15 protein-coding genes and 1 tRNA gene are annotated in these 17,870 nt (G+C 68.3%); 13 read left to right on the forward strand and 3 right to left on the reverse strand.

Going from position 1 to position 17,870, the window contains the following annotated elements:
• Nucleotide 1 precedes the first annotated feature (1 nt).
• The 5 genes from RF701_RS02815 to RF701_RS02835 all read left to right on the forward strand — a co-directional run bounded on the left by RF701_RS02815 (nt 2) and on the right by RF701_RS02835 (nt 7,575).
• On the forward strand, nt 2–1,636 hold the full coding sequence (locus RF701_RS02815) for a DHA2 family efflux MFS transporter permease subunit (RefSeq protein WP_308814019.1): 1,635 nt from the start codon (nt 2–4) through the stop codon (nt 1,634–1,636).
• The gene (locus tag RF701_RS02820; RefSeq protein ID WP_308814020.1) at nt 1,636–3,147 is read left to right on the forward strand and encodes an efflux transporter outer membrane subunit; all 1,512 of its coding nucleotides are present in this window, start codon (nt 1,636–1,638) and stop codon (nt 3,145–3,147) included. The genes RF701_RS02815 and RF701_RS02820 overlap by 1 nt, the downstream gene beginning before the upstream one ends.
• A gap of 352 nt (nt 3,148–3,499) precedes the next feature.
• Entirely contained in the window at nt 3,500–4,711 is a 1,212-nt protein-coding gene (locus RF701_RS02825; RefSeq protein ID WP_374758645.1) for an EAL domain-containing protein, read from the forward strand.
• Between the two features lie 124 nt (nt 4,712–4,835).
• Nucleotides 4,836–7,130, forward strand: a complete 2,295-nt coding sequence (locus tag RF701_RS02830; protein ID WP_308814022.1) for an ATP-binding protein — start codon at nt 4,836–4,838, stop codon at nt 7,128–7,130.
• A gap of 58 nt (nt 7,131–7,188) precedes the next feature.
• Complete coding sequence (locus RF701_RS02835; RefSeq protein ID WP_203309853.1) at nt 7,189–7,575, forward strand: response regulator; 387 nt, start codon at nt 7,189–7,191, stop codon at nt 7,573–7,575.
• A gap of 4 nt (nt 7,576–7,579) precedes the next feature.
• Here the strand turns inward: RF701_RS02835 and RF701_RS02840 are convergent, their stop codons facing one another.
• Nucleotides 7,580–8,440, reverse strand: a complete 861-nt coding sequence (locus RF701_RS02840) for a class I SAM-dependent methyltransferase (protein WP_210358843.1) — start codon at nt 8,438–8,440, stop codon at nt 7,580–7,582.
• A gap of 22 nt (nt 8,441–8,462) precedes the next feature.
• Between RF701_RS02840 and RF701_RS02845 the strand changes: the two genes are divergently transcribed.
• From RF701_RS02845 to RF701_RS02870, 6 genes are all read left to right on the forward strand, one after another.
• Nucleotides 8,463–9,200: a ComF family protein gene (locus RF701_RS02845; protein ID WP_308814023.1), complete on the forward strand. Its 738-nt coding sequence runs from the start codon at nt 8,463–8,465 to the stop codon at nt 9,198–9,200.
• A gap of 31 nt (nt 9,201–9,231) precedes the next feature.
• Entirely contained in the window at nt 9,232–9,489 is a 258-nt protein-coding gene (grxC, locus tag RF701_RS02850; protein ID WP_308814024.1) for a glutaredoxin 3, read from the forward strand.
• A gap of 7 nt (nt 9,490–9,496) precedes the next feature.
• The gene (locus tag RF701_RS02855) at nt 9,497–10,318 is read left to right on the forward strand and encodes a carbon-nitrogen hydrolase family protein (RefSeq protein ID WP_308814025.1); all 822 of its coding nucleotides are present in this window, start codon (nt 9,497–9,499) and stop codon (nt 10,316–10,318) included.
• Nucleotides 10,315–10,752: a DUF1178 family protein gene (locus RF701_RS02860; RefSeq protein ID WP_308814026.1), complete on the forward strand. Its 438-nt coding sequence runs from the start codon at nt 10,315–10,317 to the stop codon at nt 10,750–10,752. Before RF701_RS02855 ends, RF701_RS02860 begins: the two co-directional genes overlap by 4 nt.
• A gap of 68 nt (nt 10,753–10,820) precedes the next feature.
• Nucleotides 10,821–10,897 (forward strand) — tRNA-Arg (locus RF701_RS02865).
• Between the two features lie 153 nt (nt 10,898–11,050).
• Complete coding sequence (locus RF701_RS02870; protein WP_308814027.1) at nt 11,051–12,673, forward strand: M28 family peptidase; 1,623 nt, start codon at nt 11,051–11,053, stop codon at nt 12,671–12,673.
• A 49-nt stretch (nt 12,674–12,722) separates the two neighbouring features.
• On the opposite strand, the gene RF701_RS02875 is transcribed toward RF701_RS02870, so the two are convergent.
• Nucleotides 12,723–14,909 carry a penicillin acylase family protein gene (locus RF701_RS02875; protein ID WP_308814028.1) on the reverse strand — a complete coding sequence of 729 codons (2,187 nt, stop codon included), beginning with the start codon at nt 14,907–14,909 and terminating at the stop codon, nt 12,723–12,725.
• 28 nt (nt 14,910–14,937) lie between these two features.
• Here RF701_RS02875 and RF701_RS02880 point away from each other — a divergent pair, with 28 nt between their 5' ends.
• Entirely contained in the window at nt 14,938–16,212 is a 1,275-nt protein-coding gene (locus RF701_RS02880) for an amidohydrolase family protein (protein ID WP_308815602.1), read from the forward strand.
• A gap of 100 nt (nt 16,213–16,312) precedes the next feature.
• On the opposite strand, the gene RF701_RS02885 is transcribed toward RF701_RS02880, so the two are convergent.
• Nucleotides 16,313–17,374, reverse strand: a complete 1,062-nt coding sequence (locus RF701_RS02885; protein WP_308814029.1) for an SDR family oxidoreductase — start codon at nt 17,372–17,374, stop codon at nt 16,313–16,315.
• A gap of 91 nt (nt 17,375–17,465) precedes the next feature.
• Here RF701_RS02885 and RF701_RS02890 point away from each other — a divergent pair, with 91 nt between their 5' ends.
• On the forward strand, nt 17,466–17,846 hold the full coding sequence (locus RF701_RS02890) for a helix-turn-helix domain-containing protein (RefSeq protein ID WP_210358851.1): 381 nt from the start codon (nt 17,466–17,468) through the stop codon (nt 17,844–17,846).
• Nucleotides 17,847–17,870: the final 24 nt, after the last annotated feature.

Genomic DNA, 17,870 nt, shown 5'->3' on the forward strand with positions numbered 1-17,870 from the left:
CGTGGCCAAGGCGGGCACCGCGAAGGGCGGGGGCAAGAGCAAGGGCGGCGGCGGGGCGGGCGAGTGGAGCCCCAGCCGTTCCGCTGCCGGCCGCTATTCCCCGTGGCTGATCGTCGCGATCATCTCCATCCCGACGTTCATGGAAGTGCTCGACACGTCGATCGCGAACGTCGCGCTCGACCATATCGCCGGGGGCCTGTCGGTATCCAACGACCAGGCGACCTGGGTGCTGACCAGCTACCTCGTCGCCAATGCGATCATCATCCCGATCTCGGGCTGGCTATCCGACGCGATCGGACGCAAGCGCTATTTCCTCATCTCGATCGCGCTGTTCACGCTGTCATCGCTGCTGTGCGGCCTTGCCCCGAACCTGTCGACGCTCGTGCTGGCGCGCGTGTTGCAGGGGGTCGGCGGCGGCGGCCTTGCGCCCGTGGAGCAGTCGATCCTCGCCGACACGTTTCCGCCCGCCAAGCGAGGCATGGCCTTCGCCGCGTTCGCGATCGTCGTCGTGGTCGGTCCGGTCCTGGGACCCACGTTGGGCGGCTATATCGTCGAATATTCGACCTGGCACTGGGTGTTCCTGATCAACGTGCCCGTCGGCATCGCCGCCTGGTTCCTGGTCGAGGTGTTCGTCGACGAACCCGAACAGGTGCAGAAGGACCGCAAGGAGAAGTTCAAGAACGGCCTGCGCATCGACTATGTCGGTGTGGCGCTGGTCGCCCTCGGGCTCGGTTTCCTGGAAATCACCTTCGACCGGGGCGAACGGGAGGACTGGTTCTCGAGCCCGCTGATCCTGGCGTCGGCCATCATATCGGCAACCGCGCTGATCTCGCTCATCGTGTGGGAGCTCAACCACGACGATCCGGTCGTCGACCTGCGCCTGCTCAAGAACCGCAACTTCGCGCTGACGATCGGCGTCATGGCGATCACCGGCATGATCCTGTTCGGCACGACGCAGCTCATTCCGCAGATGCTGCAACAGGTGCTCGGCTATTCCTCGCTCGACGCCGGCCTCGCGCTGACCGCGGGTGGTCTCGCCACATTGGTCGCCGTCCCCTTCGCGGGCAGGCTCGCGGGCGTCGTCGACGTGCGCTTTCTGTTGTTTCCCGCGCTGATCGTGCAGGCGGCGGCCCTGTGGAACATGTCGCATCTGACCGCCGACATCACGTTCTGGGACGCCGCCACCGCCCGCCTCTACCAGGCCATGGCGCTGCCGTTCCTCTTCGTGCCGATCAACGCGATCGCCTATGTCGGCCTTCGGCAGAACCAGACCGCGCAGGCGTCCAGCCTGTTGAACGTCGCGCGCAATCTTGGCGGGACGATCGGCATCAGCCTGTCCCAGACCTTGTTATCCAACGGCCTGCAGAAACATCAGAGCGAGCTGGTCCAGCCGCTCAACCCCCTCGACCCCAATTACAACCAGTGGCTGGCCACCGCCGGCAAGGCCTTCGCGGGCCAGGGCGATCCGTCCACCACGCCGCTCGCCGTCCTGTACAGCCAGGTCCAGCGACAGGCTTCGATGCTCGCCTTCCTCGACGTGTTCCGCACGCTGATGATCGTCGTGCTCGTGGTCGCGCCGCTGGTGCTGTTCATGCGTGCCAACAAGACGGGCCAGGCCCCGCAGGGAGGACATTGATGCGCCGGTCGACCTCGATCGCGCTCGCGGCGCTGCTCGGCGGCTGCACCGTCGGGCCCGACTATACGCCACCCAAAGCGGAGGTGCCGAATGCGTTCGTCGGACCGCAGGCGGCTGCCAGTACCATGGACCTGTCGCAATGGTGGCGCGCGTTCGGCGATCCGCGGCTGGACAGCTTGGTCGCGCGCGCACTCAAGGACTCGCCCGACATCGCGATCGCTGCGTCCCGCGTGCGCGCCGCGCGATTGCAGGAAATCGCCGCCCGCGCGCAGGGCCTGCCGCAGGTCAATGCCAGCGCCAACGTGACGCATGTCGAGTTCAGCAAGAACGCGGGCTTCTCCTCGCTCGCGCGGCTGTTTGGCGGCCAGTCGGGCGGCGGCTCGAGCGGCGGCGGCAGCTCCGGTGCAGGGTCGGGATCGAGCGGTGGCATAGCCCTGCCGGGCAGCGGCATCACGACCTATGCGGCCGGCTTCGACGCGAGCTGGGAACTCGACGTGTTCGGGGGTGTCCGCCGACAGGTGCAGGGCGCCGTCGCACGGACGGAAGCCGCGGAGTGGAGCCGGCGCGACGCCGCCACGATGATCGCGGGCGAGGTGGCCCAGGCCTATTTCGCGCTTCGCTTCGACGAGCAGCAGATCGCGATCGTCGAGGCCGAGCTTGCACGGCAACGCGGCGCGCTGAAGATTGCCGGCGATGTTGCGCGCGTCGGACTGGTGCCGCCGATCGACGTCACCCGCCAGCGAGGGACGATCACCAGCACGGAGGCGCGGCTGCTACCGATCCGGGCGGATATCGCGGTGCGCCGCCACGCCCTCGCGCTACTGCTCGGCCAGTCGCCGGGATCGCTCGATGCCGAACTGGCGGCCCCGATCCCGGCGGCGCTGCCGCCAGTCCCCGCGATTCCCGCCGGGCTTCCGTCCGACCTGTTGCGACGGCGGCCCGACGTCCGCGCGGCAGAGCGCAATCTCGCGGCGGCGACGGCGGATATCGGCGTGGCGGTGGCCGATCTCTACCCGCGGTTCAGCCTGACCGGCATGGCGCAGCTGATCTCGACGGCACTCTCCAACCTCTTCAGCGGCGACAGCCTCCAGTTGACCGGCACGGGCGCCGCACAATTCCCGCTGCTCGATTGGGGCCGCCGCAAGGCGACGGTGGGCATCCGCAAGGAGGCGCGGGAGCAGGCCTATCTGCAATATCGGCAGACCGTGCTGCAGGCGCTGCGCGACGTCGAGGACGCCTTGGTTGCCATCGACGCGGAGCGTAGCCGGCGTGTCGTCCTGACACGCGCGGTGGCGGATGCGGAGGCCAGCGTGCGGGCGACATCCGCACAATATCAGAGCGGCTTCGTCGCGCAGGACGCCGTGCTGAATACCGAAGCGCAATTGCTGTCGGCGCGGGAACAGGTGGCGATGAGCGACGCACAGCTCCGCCAGCAGACGGTGGCGTTGGCCAAGGCGCTGGGGGGCGGCTGGGACCAGTCGGAGGACCAGCCGGAAGTTGCTCGGCACTGACGGCCGACCTGGCGGTATTGCAGAATTCCAGACAACCGGCCCGGGCTCCCGATGAGGGGGTCCGGGCCGATCTATACGATTACCAGGGCTTGATATCGATCCCGATGACCGCCTTGATGATGAGCGCCAGCATGGTTTTTCTCCCTTATGGTGCGACCCGAAAGCCGCACCACGATAGTTAATAGAAGATTTACCATTTTACAATCCGCTGCGTCTTTCCTTGATTAACGCTATCTTAGGGGGCGGCGCATAGTGCGGGAGGGTGATGATCCCTGCAGAGCGCCTCGTCGCCCCGGTCGGACCCGTCGAATCCTCCGTCGCCACGGAGCGTGACGCGATCCACTGTCACCTGCTGGTCGAGCTCGCCAATTTCGGCGCGCTGCGCCGGCGCCTGGGCTGTATCCGTGCCGATCTGCTGGCGGGTCTCGCAGCGGAACGTCTCGGTCGGCTGCTGCCGACCGCGAGCGTGGCCAAGGTCGGACCATCGCTCGTGATGTGCCAATTTCGGGTCAGCGATGTCGAGGATTGCGATCGTCGTATCGCGGCGATCGAAGCGGGCTTCGTCCGCCACTTCATCATCGACGAAATGTCCGTGCGGATCGAGCTGACCTTCGGCGCCGCCAGCGGTCCTACCTGCGTCGACGACGTCGCGCTGGTCGAACAGGCCGAGGCCGCGCTGGCGGAGGCGCGGACCGCCTATCGCGCGGTGCGTCACGACGTTGCGCCGCGCGCGCAGGGCGACATCGTCCGCATCGCGCGTGAGCTCGATCACGCCATCGACGCGGACGAACTGATGCTGATGTATCAGCCCAAGGTCCACGTCCGCCGGCAGGAGATCACCAGTGCCGAAGCGCTTATCCGCTGGCGGCACCCCGAGCGCGGTCTGGTCATGCCGGGCGACTTCGTCCCGGTGGCGGAACAATGCCAGCTGATCGACCGCATGACCCTCTGGACGATCCGCCGGGTGATCGACGATCAGGCGACCCTGGCCGCGCGGGGACATGCGCTCCGCCTGTTCATCAACATATCGGGTCAGCTGCTGGGCGACGCCGCGTTCGTCGAGGAAGCCTGCCGTCTCGTCGGCGCGAGCGACGCGAAGCTCGGCTTCGAGATCACCGAAACCTCGGTGATCCGCGATCCGGAAAGCGCCATCGCGAACCTGCAGCGCTTCGCGGATTTCGGCATCACGATCGCGATCGACGATTATGGCGCGGGCCTGTCGTCGCTCGCCTATCTCAAGCAATTGCCCGCACGCGAGCTGAAGATCGACAAGTTGTTCGTGACGCAGCTGACCAGTTCCAACCGCGATCCGCTGATCGTGCGATCGACGATCGACCTTGCCCATGCACTGGAAATGGAAGTGGTCGCGGAGGGCGTGGAGACGCACGCCGCGCTGGCGCTGCTGACGGTCATGGGCTGCGACATGGTGCAAGGCTATCTCATCAGCCGCCCCGTACCCCTGGATGCTCTCGTCACCTATCTGAACGAGGGGGCGCATCGTCGCCCCGGACCTGATCCGCTGACTATGTTCGGGGGACTGAATCCGGTCAGGCGTGAGGCATAGGATGCGAGTGACCCGCAGCACGCTGCGCTGTCTTTGCATCGCGACCCTGTTCGCCGCGCAGCCCGTCGCGGCAGCGGCGTCGTCGGAGCATTTCGACGAACTGATCGCGGAAGCCAGAGCTGCCATGCTCGCCGACCCCAACGTCGCAATCGACAAGGCGAAAGACGCGGAACGCTTTGCAGATACGCGGCCGCCGTCGTCGCCACGGGAAATCATGCGAGCCACAGCCCTGTGGCTTCGCGGCGAAGCTCTATTGCGGCTGAACAAGGGAACTGCCGCTAAGCCGCTCATCGCCCAGGCGTTGGCGATTGCAACGCGCCTTTCGCCAAAGTCGAAGCTTCAGGCCGACCTCCTCCTTTCCGACGGTTGGATCAACACAGCCGAAGCGAATGTCGCCAAAGCGCTCGTCGATTATCAGCAGGCCCATGCGTTGTTCGTCACGCTTGGCGAAGTGCGCAGCCAGTCCAAGGCGCTTCAATCCATCGGCGCGCTCTACAGCAGCGCGCGAGACTTCAACAATGCGCTGAAATATTACGATCAGGCTATCGCGGCCTACAAGGCCGACCCGAACCTGTTGCTGTCCATCTACAACAACCGCGGCAATGCCCTGCGCGAGCTGCGGCGCTACCGCGAGGCGGAGCAGCAGTTTCGCGAAGCCTTGAACCTGGCCGACTCGATGCAGAGCCCGATGCTGCGCGCGACGGTGCTGGGCAATATCGCCGAGACACAGCTTGCGGCCGGCAATGTGGCGGGGGCACAGCGCAATATCGACGAGGGCCTGCGACTCGCCAAACGGCCGGAAGCCGCGGCCTTCCGTTCCTTGCTCGACTCGCTCGAGGCACTGGCGGCACAGGCCGCCTTGCAACGAGGCGATCCTTCGGCGGCCGAGCGGTTGATCGAGCAACGCTTCGCGGGGCAGGATCTCTCGCGGACGACCGTCCTCGACCGGCCAGCGTTGAAGACCGGCTATGACGTCTATCGCGCCGTGGGGCGCGACGACCGTGCGCTTGCCCACCTGAGCGCGCTCAAGCGGCTCGACGACGAAGCGACCGACCTGGCGCGATCCACGAATGCCGCGCTGATGGCGGCACGCTTCGATTTTGCGAACCAGGAACTGCGGATCGCCAATCTCCAGCGCGACGAAGCGCGGCGGAACGTCGCTTTCGCTCAGGCCCGTGCGCGGACGCAGCAGACGATCTTCATCGGGGCCGCCGCTGCCACCGCGCTTCTGATCGCGATGCTTGCGATCGGCCTGTTCACCATCCGGCGCAGCCGCAACCAGGCGCGCGCCGCCGCGGCCGACCTTGCCCGGAGCAACCGTGCGCTGGGCAAGGCACTGGCCGCCAAGACGGAGTTCCTGGCCACCACCAGCCACGAAATCCGTACGCCGCTCAACGGCATTCTCGGCATGACGCAGGTCATGCTCGCCGATCCGGCATTGCCGGGTCATGTGCGCGAGCGGGTCGCGGTGGTTCATGGCGCGGGCACGACGATGCGCGCGCTGGTCGACGATATTCTCGACGTGGCGAAGATGGAGACCGGCAACCTGACCATCGAGGCCGTGCCGTTCGATCTCGCCGCGATGCTGATCGAGGCGAGCCGCATGTGGGAAGAACAGGCGCGCGCTAAGGGGATCGCATTCGACCGTGACTTGGGCGACGCGCCCGGCCGGATCATCGGCGACGCCGCACGGGTGCGTCAGATCGTGTTCAACCTCATGTCCAACGCGCTGAAGTTCACCGCTGATGGACGCATATCGCTTCATGCCGCCGCTGTCGGCGATCGCCTCCGCATCGTCGTGGCGGACACCGGAATCGGCATCGCGGCCGACAAGCGCGACCGGATTTTCGAATCTTTCCAACAGGCGGACACGAGCACGACGCGCCGCTTCGGCGGGACGGGGCTTGGCCTTGCCATCTGCCGGAACCTCGCCCGCGCCATGCGGGGTGACGTGTCGGTGGAGAGCGAGCCGGGCGTCGGATCCCGCTTCATGCTCGATCTCCCGCTGACGCCGGCGGAGGACGCGGACGCCGCTGCGATCCACCACGGTCCGGCCGCGATGCTGGTGGTGGACCGGGGACCGATTTCGCGCGCCATGTTGCGATCGATCGTCGCGCCGCACGTGGCCGACGTAGCCATGGCGGCGAGCGTCGACGAAGCTCTCGAACGACTGGCGGCGGGGCCCGTCGCGCGCCTGCTGGTCGACATATCCGTGCTGGGGGAGGCTGACGTCATGGCGGCAAATCTCGAGCGGCTCCGGCTTGCGGCCGGCGACCGGCCCCTTGCATTGCTCGCGCCGCCGGATATTCTTTTGAAGGCAAATGGTGTGTCAGTAATTGCCAAGCCGATCAGCGGGATGGCCTTGGTTGCACAACTTTTCACATCCGGCGATCTGCCGCTTGTCTCCAAGGCAGCATGAGGCGTAGACGCGCGAATATGCCTTCGTCGGTGACGCCCAGCGGGCCTGAAAAACGGCCATGAACGTCCTCTTCATCGAAGACGACCGGATGAATCGCCGCGTCGTACGCGATATGCTGGACGTGGCGGGTGCGACGATGGACGAGGCGGAAAGCGCGGAGGAAGGGCTCGCGAAACTGGCGGTCCAGCCCTACGACATGTTGCTGGTCGACCTTCGCATGCCGGGCATGGACGGCATCACCGCGATCCGCCACATCCGCGCGCGCGAGGACGAGCGGGCCGTGGTGCCGATCGTCGTCATCACCGCCGATACGGCGCTGGACCTGCGCGAGCGCTGCCTCGAGGCCGGGGCAGACGAGGTTCTGTTCAAGCCCGTGGCGATGGACGCGCTGTTCGAGGCGATGGGACGTCTGCTCGCCCGGGACTCCGGCGGGATGATCCGCTAGGCGCCTAGTCGCGCGTGCCGCGCAGCGCCTGCGCGAGCGAGGCGGTAGCGCTGCCGCGCCGGGCCGGGCGAGGCTGGGATTCGTCCGGCGCCCAGCCCGTCAGGAAGATGATCGAGAAGCGTTCGGTCGTGCGGCCGTCCGGCCCCGCCGCGTCGGCGAAGGCGGCGCCGGCTCGCGCCAGAGCGCCGCGCGAAAGCGGGCTGCGGTTGGCGAGCAGGTTGGTCGCCGCCATGCCACGCAGATCGTCGAGCAGGCGCCCGAAGTTCGCGTAGCGCACGTCCAGCGTTTCGACATCTGCGACCGGTAGCGTGAATCCGGCGCGTACCAGCAGATCGCCGGCCGAGCGGACGTCGATCTGCGGGTGCAGACGCGCCGCAGGCCGATCGCCATCGGCGGCACGCATCGCGGCCCGCAACGCTGGCAGGCTGCCGGCGCCGAGAAACGCGCCGACGAACAGGCCGTCCGGCCGCAAGGCGCGGCGGATCAGTGTCAGCGCGCCCGGCAGATCGTTGACCTGATCGAGGACGCCGGCGCTCACCACGCAGTCGAAGCTTCCGTCGGCGAACGGCAGGCGATCCTCGTCCGCCTGCAGACCGCCGGTCGCGCGGGCGAATCCGAAACCGGGATCCAGCCGCGCCATGCGGGCACCGGGCACGATCATCGAGCGGTCGCTCGCGCCGATATCGAGGGCTTCCGCGAACGGACGCTTCACGGCGTCCAGCCGCTCCAGCAATCCTTCGACCATCGCATCGCGGAGAAAGGCATGTGCGGTGGGTTCACCCGCTGCGGCGCGGTCGCGGCGGCGCCGGCGGGCGGCGCGATCGAAAATGTCGGTGGCGGTCACGACGGCGGCTTGTGCCGACATCGGGCGCGGGCGACAAGCGGCTATGTCGGTCATACGCGCGATCGCAGCACGGTGGGCCGGCGCGGCGCTCGCGCTCGCGCTGCCGCCGCGTTGCCCGGGATGCGCCGTGCCGGTGGAGGCGGATCACCGCTTCTGCGCCACATGCTGGTCGGGACTGCGGTTGCTGGCACCGCCCTGGTGCGCGGCATGCAACCGGCCCTTCGCATACGACCGGGGAGGGGACGCGCACTGCGCCGCATGCGTTGCGTCGCCGCCCGTCCATGCCGGCATTCGCGCGGCCGTCGGTTATGGACCGGTCGCCCGCGCGATGGCGCTGCGTCTGAAATACGGTGGACGGATCGGTATCGCGGCGACGATGGCGGCACGCATGGCGCCGATCGTGCCGGATGGGATGGACCTCCTCGTACCAGTGCCGCTGCATCGGTGGCGGCTGTGGGGCCGGGGATACAATCAGGCTGCGCTGATCGGCGCCGCGCTCGCGCGGCGGACCGGGATCCCGCACGATCCGCTTGCCCTGGCGCGAACGCGGGCGACGCCGCCCCTCCGCGACCTCGGCGGCCGGGAGCGGGCGAGGACCGTGCGCGGCGCCTTCGCGGTGCCAGACGGGGCCCGCGTCGCGGGACGGGCGATCGGGCTGGTGGACGACGTCTATACGAGCGGTGCGACGACCGATGCGTGCACGCGGATCCTGCTGGCGAGGGGGGCACGATCGGTCACCATCCTGTGCTGGGCGCGGGTTCTGCCCGAAACCGACGATTGACAACTGCCCATCCAGTCCACACCTCTCACCCATGGCGAAGGTCGAGATCTACACCAAGGCATACTGTCCCTATTGCAGCCGTGCGTTGCGCCTGCTCGCAAACAAGGGCGTCGAGCCGGTCGAATATGACATCACCCTGGGCGGGCCGAAGCGCGCCGAGATGATCGATCGCGCGAACGGCCGCACGACGGTGCCGCAGATCTTCATCGATGGCGCGCATATCGGTGGCTCCGACGATCTCGCCGCGCTCGACGGGCGGGGGGGACTCGATCCGCTGCTTGCGGGCTGAGGGATTGGTGCGCATCGCGCTTTGCCAGATGACGAGCGGGATCGATCCCGCTGCGAATGCGGGCATGCTGATCGACGCCATCGAGGCGGCGGCGGCCGGCGGCGCGGGGATGATCTTCACACCCGAAATGTCCGGCCTCGTCGATCGCGATCGGGAGCGCGCGGCGCGTTCGATCCGGGGCGAGGGGGATGATTCGGTGCTCGCCGCGGTCCGGTCTGCCGCCCGGCAGCATGGGATATGGGTCCATCTCGGCTCGCTGGCGATCAGGCGGCCCGATGGACGACTGGCCAACAGGGGCTTCGTGATCGACGCCACGGGTGCCATCCGCGCGCATTACGACAAGATGCATCTGTTCGACGTGGATCTCCCGACCGGTGAAAGCTGGCGCGAATCGGCCAGTTACGCGGCGGGCGAGCGAACGCTCGTCGTCGACACGCCGGTCGGCCCGCTCGGGCCGAGCATCTGCTACGACCTGCGCTTCGGCGCCCTCTATGCGGCCATGGCGGAAGCGGGAGCCGATGTGCTGGCCGTGCCCGCCGCGTTCACGCGGCCGACCGGCGCGGCGCATTGGCATGTCCTGCTGCGCGCGCGCGCCGTCGAGAATGCATGTTTCGTCGTCGCCGCGGCGCAGACGGGAACGCACGCCGACGGTCGCGCGACCTACGGGCATTCGCTGGTCGTCGACCCGTGGGGCGAGATCATGCTCGATATGGGGGAGGCACCCGGACTGGGCTTCGCGGAGATCGACACCGCCCCTGTCGTCGAGGCGCGATCGCGCATCCCGGTGCTGGCGCATCGTCGCCCCATTCCGCGGCCCTCGCGCGCATGATCGTTTTCGATCTTCGATGCGCTTCTGGGCATGTGTTCGAGGCCTGGTTCGGATCCAGCGACGCCTACGCGGACCAGCGAGCGGCGGGGCAGGTTGCGTGCCCCCTCTGTGGCGATGTGGCGGTCGACAAGGCGGTCATGGCGCCCAACATACCCGCTAAGATGAACAGCCGTCCCGAGCCCGCCGCGCGCGGCGCCGAAGCGGTAAAGGGGCTGTTGCGCGACCTCGCGCAGGCGCAGGCGCAGCTGCTGTCCACCTCGACCTGGGTCGGCGCCGATTTTGCCGATCGCGCCCGCGCGATGCATGATGGCGACGAACCGCACGCGACCATACACGGCCAGGCGTCCGCAGGTGAGGCCAAGGCGCTGATCGACGACGGCGTGGCTGTCATGCCGCTGCCGTTCCCGGTGATCCCTCCCGAGACCGCGAACTGACGTCGCTCGTCCGACAGCAACAGCCGCGATTGACCCGCGCGGGCCACAAACCTAGGAACGGCGACGTTGCCCCCGTAGCTCAGCCGGATAGAGCGACGGTTTCCTAAACCGCAGGTCGGAGGTTCGAGTCCTCTCGGGGGCACCAGAAACGATCCGGACGCCCGATGTGGCTCTGTCCGGGCGGGTGCTCGGTCCCGGCGTAGCCCTTGTACCCCTAAGCCGCTAACACACTCCCGTGCCGCGACATTCCTGCAGCGTGCCGCTTGCGCCCGGGGACAGGACGCGTCAGGCTGGCGGCATGATCCGCTGGCTTCCGCTTCTGCTCCTTTCCGCGACGAGCGTCGCTCCCAATGAACCGCGCGCGCCGATCCTGTCGCCCGACCGCATCAAGGCCGATGTCCGGACGCTCAGCGCCGACGACTTCCACGGCCGCGGCCCAACCCAGGCGGGCGAACCGATCACGCTCGCCTTTCTCGAAAAGCGCTTCGCGCAGCTCGGCCTGAAGCCGGGGGGGGACGCGGGATATCGCCAGACGGTGCCGCTGCTGCGCTGGACGCGCGAAGCGGCGAGCTTCGACCTGACACTGAACGGTATGTCGCGCGCGCTGCATCCCGGGGTCGAGATTGCGGCCTCGTCGCGCGTCGTGGGGACGAGCGCGCTCGCCGGCGCACCTGTCGTCTTCGTGGGCTATGGCGTGGTCGAGCCGCGGCTGGGCTACGACCCCTATCGCGGCCTCGACGTGCGGGGCAAGGTCGTGGTCGCGCTGGCAGGGGATCCGGATGTCGAGGCGGGTCGCGATCTGGGCTTCGGCGGGCGCGCCTCGAGCCCGGCTGCGCGCACAAAGCTCGCGGAGGCGCAGAAGCGCGGCGCCATCGCTTTCTTCCAGATCCACGATACCTTCCCGTCCAGCTATCCCTGGCTGCAGCTCGCCAATGGCGACGCCGTGCCGGGCTATGCGCTCGACACGGGGACGATACCGCCCGCGTTCGGGATCCGCGGCACGCTGCGCAACGACATCGGCGTCGCCATGCTCCGTACCGCCGGACTGGATTATGCGCAGGCGAAACGGGCCGCGCAGTCCGCCGCCTTCCGCGGCGTCGAGTTGAAGGGCGTCGCGCTTTCCGGCACCGTGCGCACCAGCCTCGATCGCGCCGTCAGCCACAATATCGTCGGCATCCTTCCCGGTACCGATCCGGCGGCCGGCAGTATCCTCTATGGCGCGCACTGGGACGCTTATGGCGAGAACGCCTTCGATCCGCCGGCAGACCGTATCCGCAACGGCGCCGTCGACAACGGTACGGGCACCGCGACCTTGCTCGAGATCGCGCGCAATTACGCGCGGGCGCCGCGTCGGCGGCGGTCGGTCGTGTTCGCGCTATGGACCGCCGAGGAAAAGGGGCTGCTCGGCGCGACCTGGTATGCCGACCATCCCGCCCTGCCGCTGGATACCACCGCGGCGCAGTTCAACCTCGATCCGCACGTCGTCCTCGGCCGGACACGCGATCTGGAGCTGATCGGTGTCGGCCGCACCCCGCTGGAGGCCGAGCTGACGCGGGTCGCGGCGGCGCAGGGACTGCGGATCGTCCCGGAGGAGAATACCGAGGCGGGCTGGTATTACCGCTCCGACCATTATGCGTTCGCGGTGAAGGGTGTGCCGGGTGTCTACTTCCGCGCCGGACGCGATCTGGTCAACGGAGGGCTGGCGGCGGGCGAGCGCGAGCGGGCGCGGTACAATGCCCAATGCTACCACCAGACCTGCGACGCCTTCAATCCGCGCTGGGACATGACCGGCGCGGCGCAGGAGGGCAGCGTCGCCTATGCGCTCGGAAGGGAGATTGCGGGCAGCTCGCAATGGCCGGTCTGGAACGCCACGGAGCCCTTCGCTGCCGAGCGCGCGAAAAGCGACCCGGCCCGTCGCTGACGACGCTGCCGCGGCGGCGCGCTTCTTCCCGCTTTGGCGAGGTCGCGCGCTACTCGCCGGGACGGTAGCGGCGCTCGATATGCCCGGTGAGCTCGTCCGGATAGAAATAGATCTGGCGCAACTGCCCTGACGCGTAGCGGGCGATCTGGTCGGCGAAATGCGGGGAGCCGGGATCGCCGCTCTGTCCGCCCGCCATCACCGCGCTGGCGCGGACGCGGGGGCCGAACTCGACGACGGCGACGAAGCTGTTGCCGCTGGTGCCGTAATAGCGTTTCGTCCCTGGCCACGTCCTTGCGCCGAACGACGCAAGGCTGCCCCATTGGGCAGAGGTGAAGGGGACCGGCAGCGACGGGCGAGCGTCATCGAAATGCGGCTGGATTGCATCGTCGAGGCGCTGGAACCGGTTGATCGTCTGCCAGGGCGTCCGCCATGTGCCGAAATCACGCGTAAGGCGTGCAACCGCCGCATCCAGCGCGGCGAGTCTGGTCCGCGCGTCGACGCGGGTCGCGATATAGTCCGGCACGTTGACGCGCTCGGCCTGGGCGAAGCTGCCGACCTCCCGCCATAGTTCGTCGCCCCAAAAGACCGCGAGGCTGGTCGCGATCGAAGGTCCGGCCCAGCGATAATCCCAGTTCGAGAGCGTCGCGATCGGCTCGGCGAGCGCCCGACGGCGCGGATCGCCCGGCGGCAGCGCTCGCCATGCGTCGACCAGGCCTGGCACGAGCCGCACGAACGCAGGCAGATAGGGATCGTAGGCGGCATCGCGCAAACCGGCCGGCGTCCAGCCGCGCTTGCCCGTAAGCAGCAGGTCGGCGTGCTCGCCGCGCGCGTTGCCGCCGATCTGGTCCATATAACGGGGATAATCCTTCGCCTTCGGACTGTCGGGTCCGGCGGCGCTCCAGGGCCAGTCGTTGGTGTTGTGCACCCAGCCGACGCGCGGATTGGCGACGCTGGGCAGGCTGGCGAGGCTGTGCAGGCCACGCCAGTCGGTCGCGGGATCGCTGCCGTCGACGGGGCGCGTATAGTCGAACCGCGGGTCGCGCACCGGCATGAACTGCGGCATCAGAAAGGCGATCTCGCCGCGGTCGTCGGCAAAGAGCGTGTCGTTCGAGGAATTGGCCTTTCGCTCCGAGACGCGCAGGAAATCGGCGAGATTGGCCGTCTTCGTGCGCAGCCAGCTCTGCTCCAGCGCGGGTACGGGCCGCCACATCAACGCGATCGCGATCCAGCGACCGTCCTTCGCCGCCACGATCGGGCCGTGATGCGTGCGCCACGTGTCGAAGCGGCGTTCGCCCAGGCTGCCGTCGGCGCTGCGATAGCGCAGCGTGACCTTGGCCGCCGTCACCGGACGCAGCGCTCCGCCATGACGGTAGGCCCAGCCGTTCGACCGGCGGATCACGCGCTCGGCGAACTGGTCGACGTTGTCGACGGTGGACGAGGTGTGCATCCAGCCGGCATGCGCATTGAACCCCTGGTAGACGAAGAACTGCCCCCAGGTGCTGGCGCCGTAGGCGTTCAGGCCGGCATCGCTAGTCACCTGCGCTTCGGACCGGAAATAGAAGCTGGTATGCGGATTGATCAGCAACAGGGCATGGCCGTCGCGGGTCAGCCGGGGCGCGATGGCGATGCCGTTCGAGCCCGATGGCTCGCGCGGGACCATGCCGAGCTCTTCCGGGCTGGGCGGAGTCGGTTGTCCGTAAAAGGTCTTGAGGTCGGCGAGCGAAATCCGTTCGATGTCGCCGCCGATGCTGCCCTCGGTGAAGCTTAGCGCCATCCACGGTTCGAACCGCGTCAGCACGCGCGGCTTCGTCCCGGGATGCGTCGCGAGATAATAGTTGAGGCCGTCCGCCCAGGCTTGCATCAGCGCGCGCAGCCAGCCGGGGCTGGTCGCATAGCGTGCGCGCAGGTCGTCCGGATCGACGAACAGCCGCTGGCGCAGGTCCGCCCAGATCGCCTCCTCGCCGTCCGCTTCCGCGGTGCGGCCGAGCGCGGTCAGGTAATTGGCCTCGACCCGCGCGAAATCGTCTTCCGCCTGGGCATAGGACATGCCGAAGACAGCGTCGGAATCGCTGCGGCCATGGATGTGGGGAATACCCCAGTCGTCGCGCGTGATCGTCACCCGTCCGGCCTCCGCCCGCCAGCGTGCCATTTCGGCATCCGGCGGCGCAGCTGCCGCGGTCGCCAGCAGCATGGTGAGGATCAGCGGATTGCGTGCGCGCGGAAGAAGCCTATCCATGTCCTTGGTCTATAACGGGGAGGGGACGATGACCAAGCGCTGGCTGACGGTCGTGGCGGCGTTGCTGCTGGGGGGTGCGACGCTGCCCGCCGAGGAGCCCGTGCCCGCGACCTTCCTGCTGCGGCCGGCGGGCGTGTTCGACGGTGTGGATGGCCAAGTGCATGCCGGCTGGCAGGTGCTGGTGCGGGGTGACAGGATCGTCGCGGTCGGGGCCGCCCTTGCCGTTCCGGCGGGCGCACAGATCGTCGACCTCGCCGGCGATACGCTCATGCCCGGCATGATCGAAGGCCATGGGCATCTCTTCCTCCACCCCTATGACGAGGCGAGCTGGGACGATCAGGTCCTCCACGAACCGCTCGCGCTGCGCACCGCGCGTGCGGTTGCCAGCGCGCGCGCGACGTTGCGCGCCGGCTTCACCAGCGAGCGCGATCTCGGCACCGAAGGCGCGGGCTATGCCGATGTCGGGCTGAAGGCAGCGATCGACCAGGGGATCGTCGAAGGTCCGCGGCTGCATGTCGCGACCCGCGCAATCGTGGCGCTGGGCGCTTATGGGCCCAAGGGTTTCGAACCCGGCGTGGCCATCCCCCAGGGCGCGGAGGAGGTGTCGGGCGCGGAGCAGATGGTCGCGGCAGTGCGTCGTCAGATCGCGGCCGGCGCGGATTGGGTGAAGCTCTATGCCGACTATCGCTGGCGAGCGGGCGAGGACTCACGTGCGACGCTGAACCTCGACGAAATCCGGGCGGCGGTGGCCGCGGCGCACGATGCGGGACGTCCGGTCGCGGTCCATGCCGCGACCGCGGAGGGCATGCGCCGCGCGATCGCGGCGGGGGTCGATACGATCGAGCATGGCTATGGCGGCACGCCCGCCGTATTTGCATCCATGGCGGCAAAGGGCATCGCGCTGTGTCCGACCCTCGCGGCGGCCGATGCGAGCGCGCGCTATCGCGGCTGGACCGGATCGGAGCCAGCCCCCGCGGCGGTGCGCGCCGCGCGGGACAGCTTTCGCCTCGCACGCGCCGCCGGCGTGCCGATCTGCATGGGCGGAGACGTCGGCGTCTATGCGCATGGCACGAACGCGCGCGAGATGGTGCTGATGGCCGCGGCCGGCATGCCCGCGGCCGAGGTGCTGATCGCGGCAACATCCGGTAACGCCCGCTGGCTGCGCGTCGGCGACCGCCTCGGCACCGTGAAGCCCGGCATGATAGCCGATCTGGTCGCCGTCGCCGGCGACCCGAGCCGCGACATCGCCGCGGTCCGGACCGTACGATTCGTCATGAAGAACGGCGGGATCGTCGTCCGTTAAGGTTTGATCCGGCAACCTTGGAGAGTGGCGGTGAGGGCCGGCAGCGCTTGCACACAAGCGGATCGGACCCTGCTGTCCGGCGGCCGATGCCGCCCGCCCGTCACGGAATCAGACGGCCGGCCCGCAATCGCTCGAAGAGCGCGAAAAAGGCGTCATCGGTCGGCTGATAGTCGGTGAAGCCGAGGCGACGGCTCTTGGACATGTCCGTGACCACCTCGATCGGCCGGCCTAGGTCTGCGTCGGTATGCCAGGGGGAGGCGAGGCGTGCGAGCTCCGGTTCGGCAAGCCCCTCCCGCACGGCGATCTCGCGCCACGTACCGGCATCGTCCGCCATCTGCTGCTCCAGCGGTCGAACGACGCCGTCGAACGGCGCCGGCTCCAGCCCGAACCATTGCGCGATGCGACCCCACATCCATTGCCAGCGGAAGACATCGCCGTTTACGACGTTGAAGGCCTCGTCATGCGCTGCTGGCGTCTCCGTCGCCCAGAGGAGGTGGCGCGCGAGCAGGCCGGCGTCCGTCATGTCGGTCAGTCCCGACCATTGCACGGCCGAACCGGGGAAGGTGAAGGGGCGCCCGGTCTCGCGACAGAGGGTCGCATAGGTGGCGAGCGTCGTGCCCATGTTCATGGCGTTGCCGACCGCGAGGCCGATCACGGTGTGCGGCCGATGGACGGACCAGGTAAAGCCGTCGCGCTGCGCCGCGGCGAACAGCGCATCCTCCTGCGCGTAATAGAAATTCTCCACGTCGAGCCGCCCCTGTTCCTCGCGGAACGGCGTCTGCGGCAGACTGCCTTTGCCATAGGCCTCGAACGGCCCGAGGTAATGCTTCAGGCCGGTGACCAGCGCGACGTGGCGCGGTCGCGTGCGCGGGGGCAGGGCGTCGAGCAGGTTGCGGACCATCGCGGCATTGACGCGGATGTTTTCGGCCTCGCTGTCCTGCCGCAGCCAGGTGGTGATGAAGACCGCGTCCGCATCCACGTTGCGGAGCGCGGTCGCGGTCGCCGCCCGATCCTGCAGGTCGGCGGCGATGGGCCGCATGCCGGGCTGGGTTCCGGGACGGCGGGCCAGTCCCAGTACCTTCCAGCCGCGATCCGCCAGCAGCGTGGCGGTCGCGCCACCGACGATCCCGCTCGCGCCAACCACCAAAGCCGTCTTCGTCATGAGCATCTCCTTGTCGCGGCGGACCTAGGCATCGGCGTGCGGCGCTTCTAGACGGCACCATTTGGGGGCCCAGGCACCAGGAGGTAACCGCATGTCGCCCGGAACGCACGACGACGAATGGCGGGAGGATTGCGCGCCGCGCCGCGTCCTCGAACTGTTCGCGACCAAATGGACCAGCATGGTGTTGCACACGCTCCATGCCCGCCATGGCGGCGTCGCGCGCACAGGCGTTCTCCAGCGCAGCCTGCCTGGCATATCCAAGAAGATGCTGACCCAGACAGTGCGGGAAATGGAAGCGAGCGGACTGCTGAGCCGCCATGTCCGCAGCACCATTCCACCGATGGTAGAATATCGGTTGACCGAACTCGGCCGGCGGTTCGTCGAGCCCGTCGAACTGCTTTACGCGTGGGGACGCGACAATGCCGATGCGCTCGACCAGCTCGTGCCGCGGCCGAGTTCGCGGCGAACGTAGCGCATCCTACAGACCGCCGCGGTC

The organism is Sphingomonas sp. GV3 (assembly GCF_031082075.1).
Taxonomy (GTDB): Bacteria; Pseudomonadota; Alphaproteobacteria; order Sphingomonadales; family Sphingomonadaceae; genus Sphingomonas; species Sphingomonas beigongshangi.

What these genes read in the sequence shown, in the direction of transcription:
- RF701_RS02830 (WP_308814022.1), top strand. Translation starts at nt 4,836, where the DNA reads ATGCTCGCCGACCCCAACGTCGCAATCGACAAGGCGAAAGACGCGGAA.
- RF701_RS02845 (WP_308814023.1), top strand. Translation starts at nt 8,463, where the DNA reads ATGTCGGTCATACGCGCGATCGCAGCACGGTGGGCCGGCGCGGCGCTC.
- RF701_RS02840 (WP_210358843.1), bottom strand. Translation starts at nt 8,440, where the DNA reads ATGTCGGCACAAGCCGCCGTCGTGACCGCCACCGACATTTTCGATCGC.
- RF701_RS02875 (WP_308814028.1), bottom strand. Translation starts at nt 14,909, where the DNA reads ATGGATAGGCTTCTTCCGCGCGCACGCAATCCGCTGATCCTCACCATG.
- RF701_RS02890 (WP_210358851.1), top strand. Translation starts at nt 17,466, where the DNA reads ATGTCGCCCGGAACGCACGACGACGAATGGCGGGAGGATTGCGCGCCG.
- RF701_RS02860 (WP_308814026.1), top strand. Translation starts at nt 10,315, where the DNA reads ATGATCGTTTTCGATCTTCGATGCGCTTCTGGGCATGTGTTCGAGGCC.
- RF701_RS02820 (WP_308814020.1), top strand. Translation starts at nt 1,636, where the DNA reads ATGCGCCGGTCGACCTCGATCGCGCTCGCGGCGCTGCTCGGCGGCTGC.
- RF701_RS02835 (WP_203309853.1), top strand. Translation starts at nt 7,189, where the DNA reads ATGAACGTCCTCTTCATCGAAGACGACCGGATGAATCGCCGCGTCGTA.
- RF701_RS02880 (WP_308815602.1), top strand. Translation starts at nt 14,938, where the DNA reads ATGACCAAGCGCTGGCTGACGGTCGTGGCGGCGTTGCTGCTGGGGGGT.
- grxC (WP_308814024.1), top strand. Translation starts at nt 9,232, where the DNA reads ATGGCGAAGGTCGAGATCTACACCAAGGCATACTGTCCCTATTGCAGC.
- RF701_RS02885 (WP_308814029.1), bottom strand. Translation starts at nt 17,374, where the DNA reads ATGACGAAGACGGCTTTGGTGGTTGGCGCGAGCGGGATCGTCGGTGGC.
- RF701_RS02870 (WP_308814027.1), top strand. Translation starts at nt 11,051, where the DNA reads ATGATCCGCTGGCTTCCGCTTCTGCTCCTTTCCGCGACGAGCGTCGCT.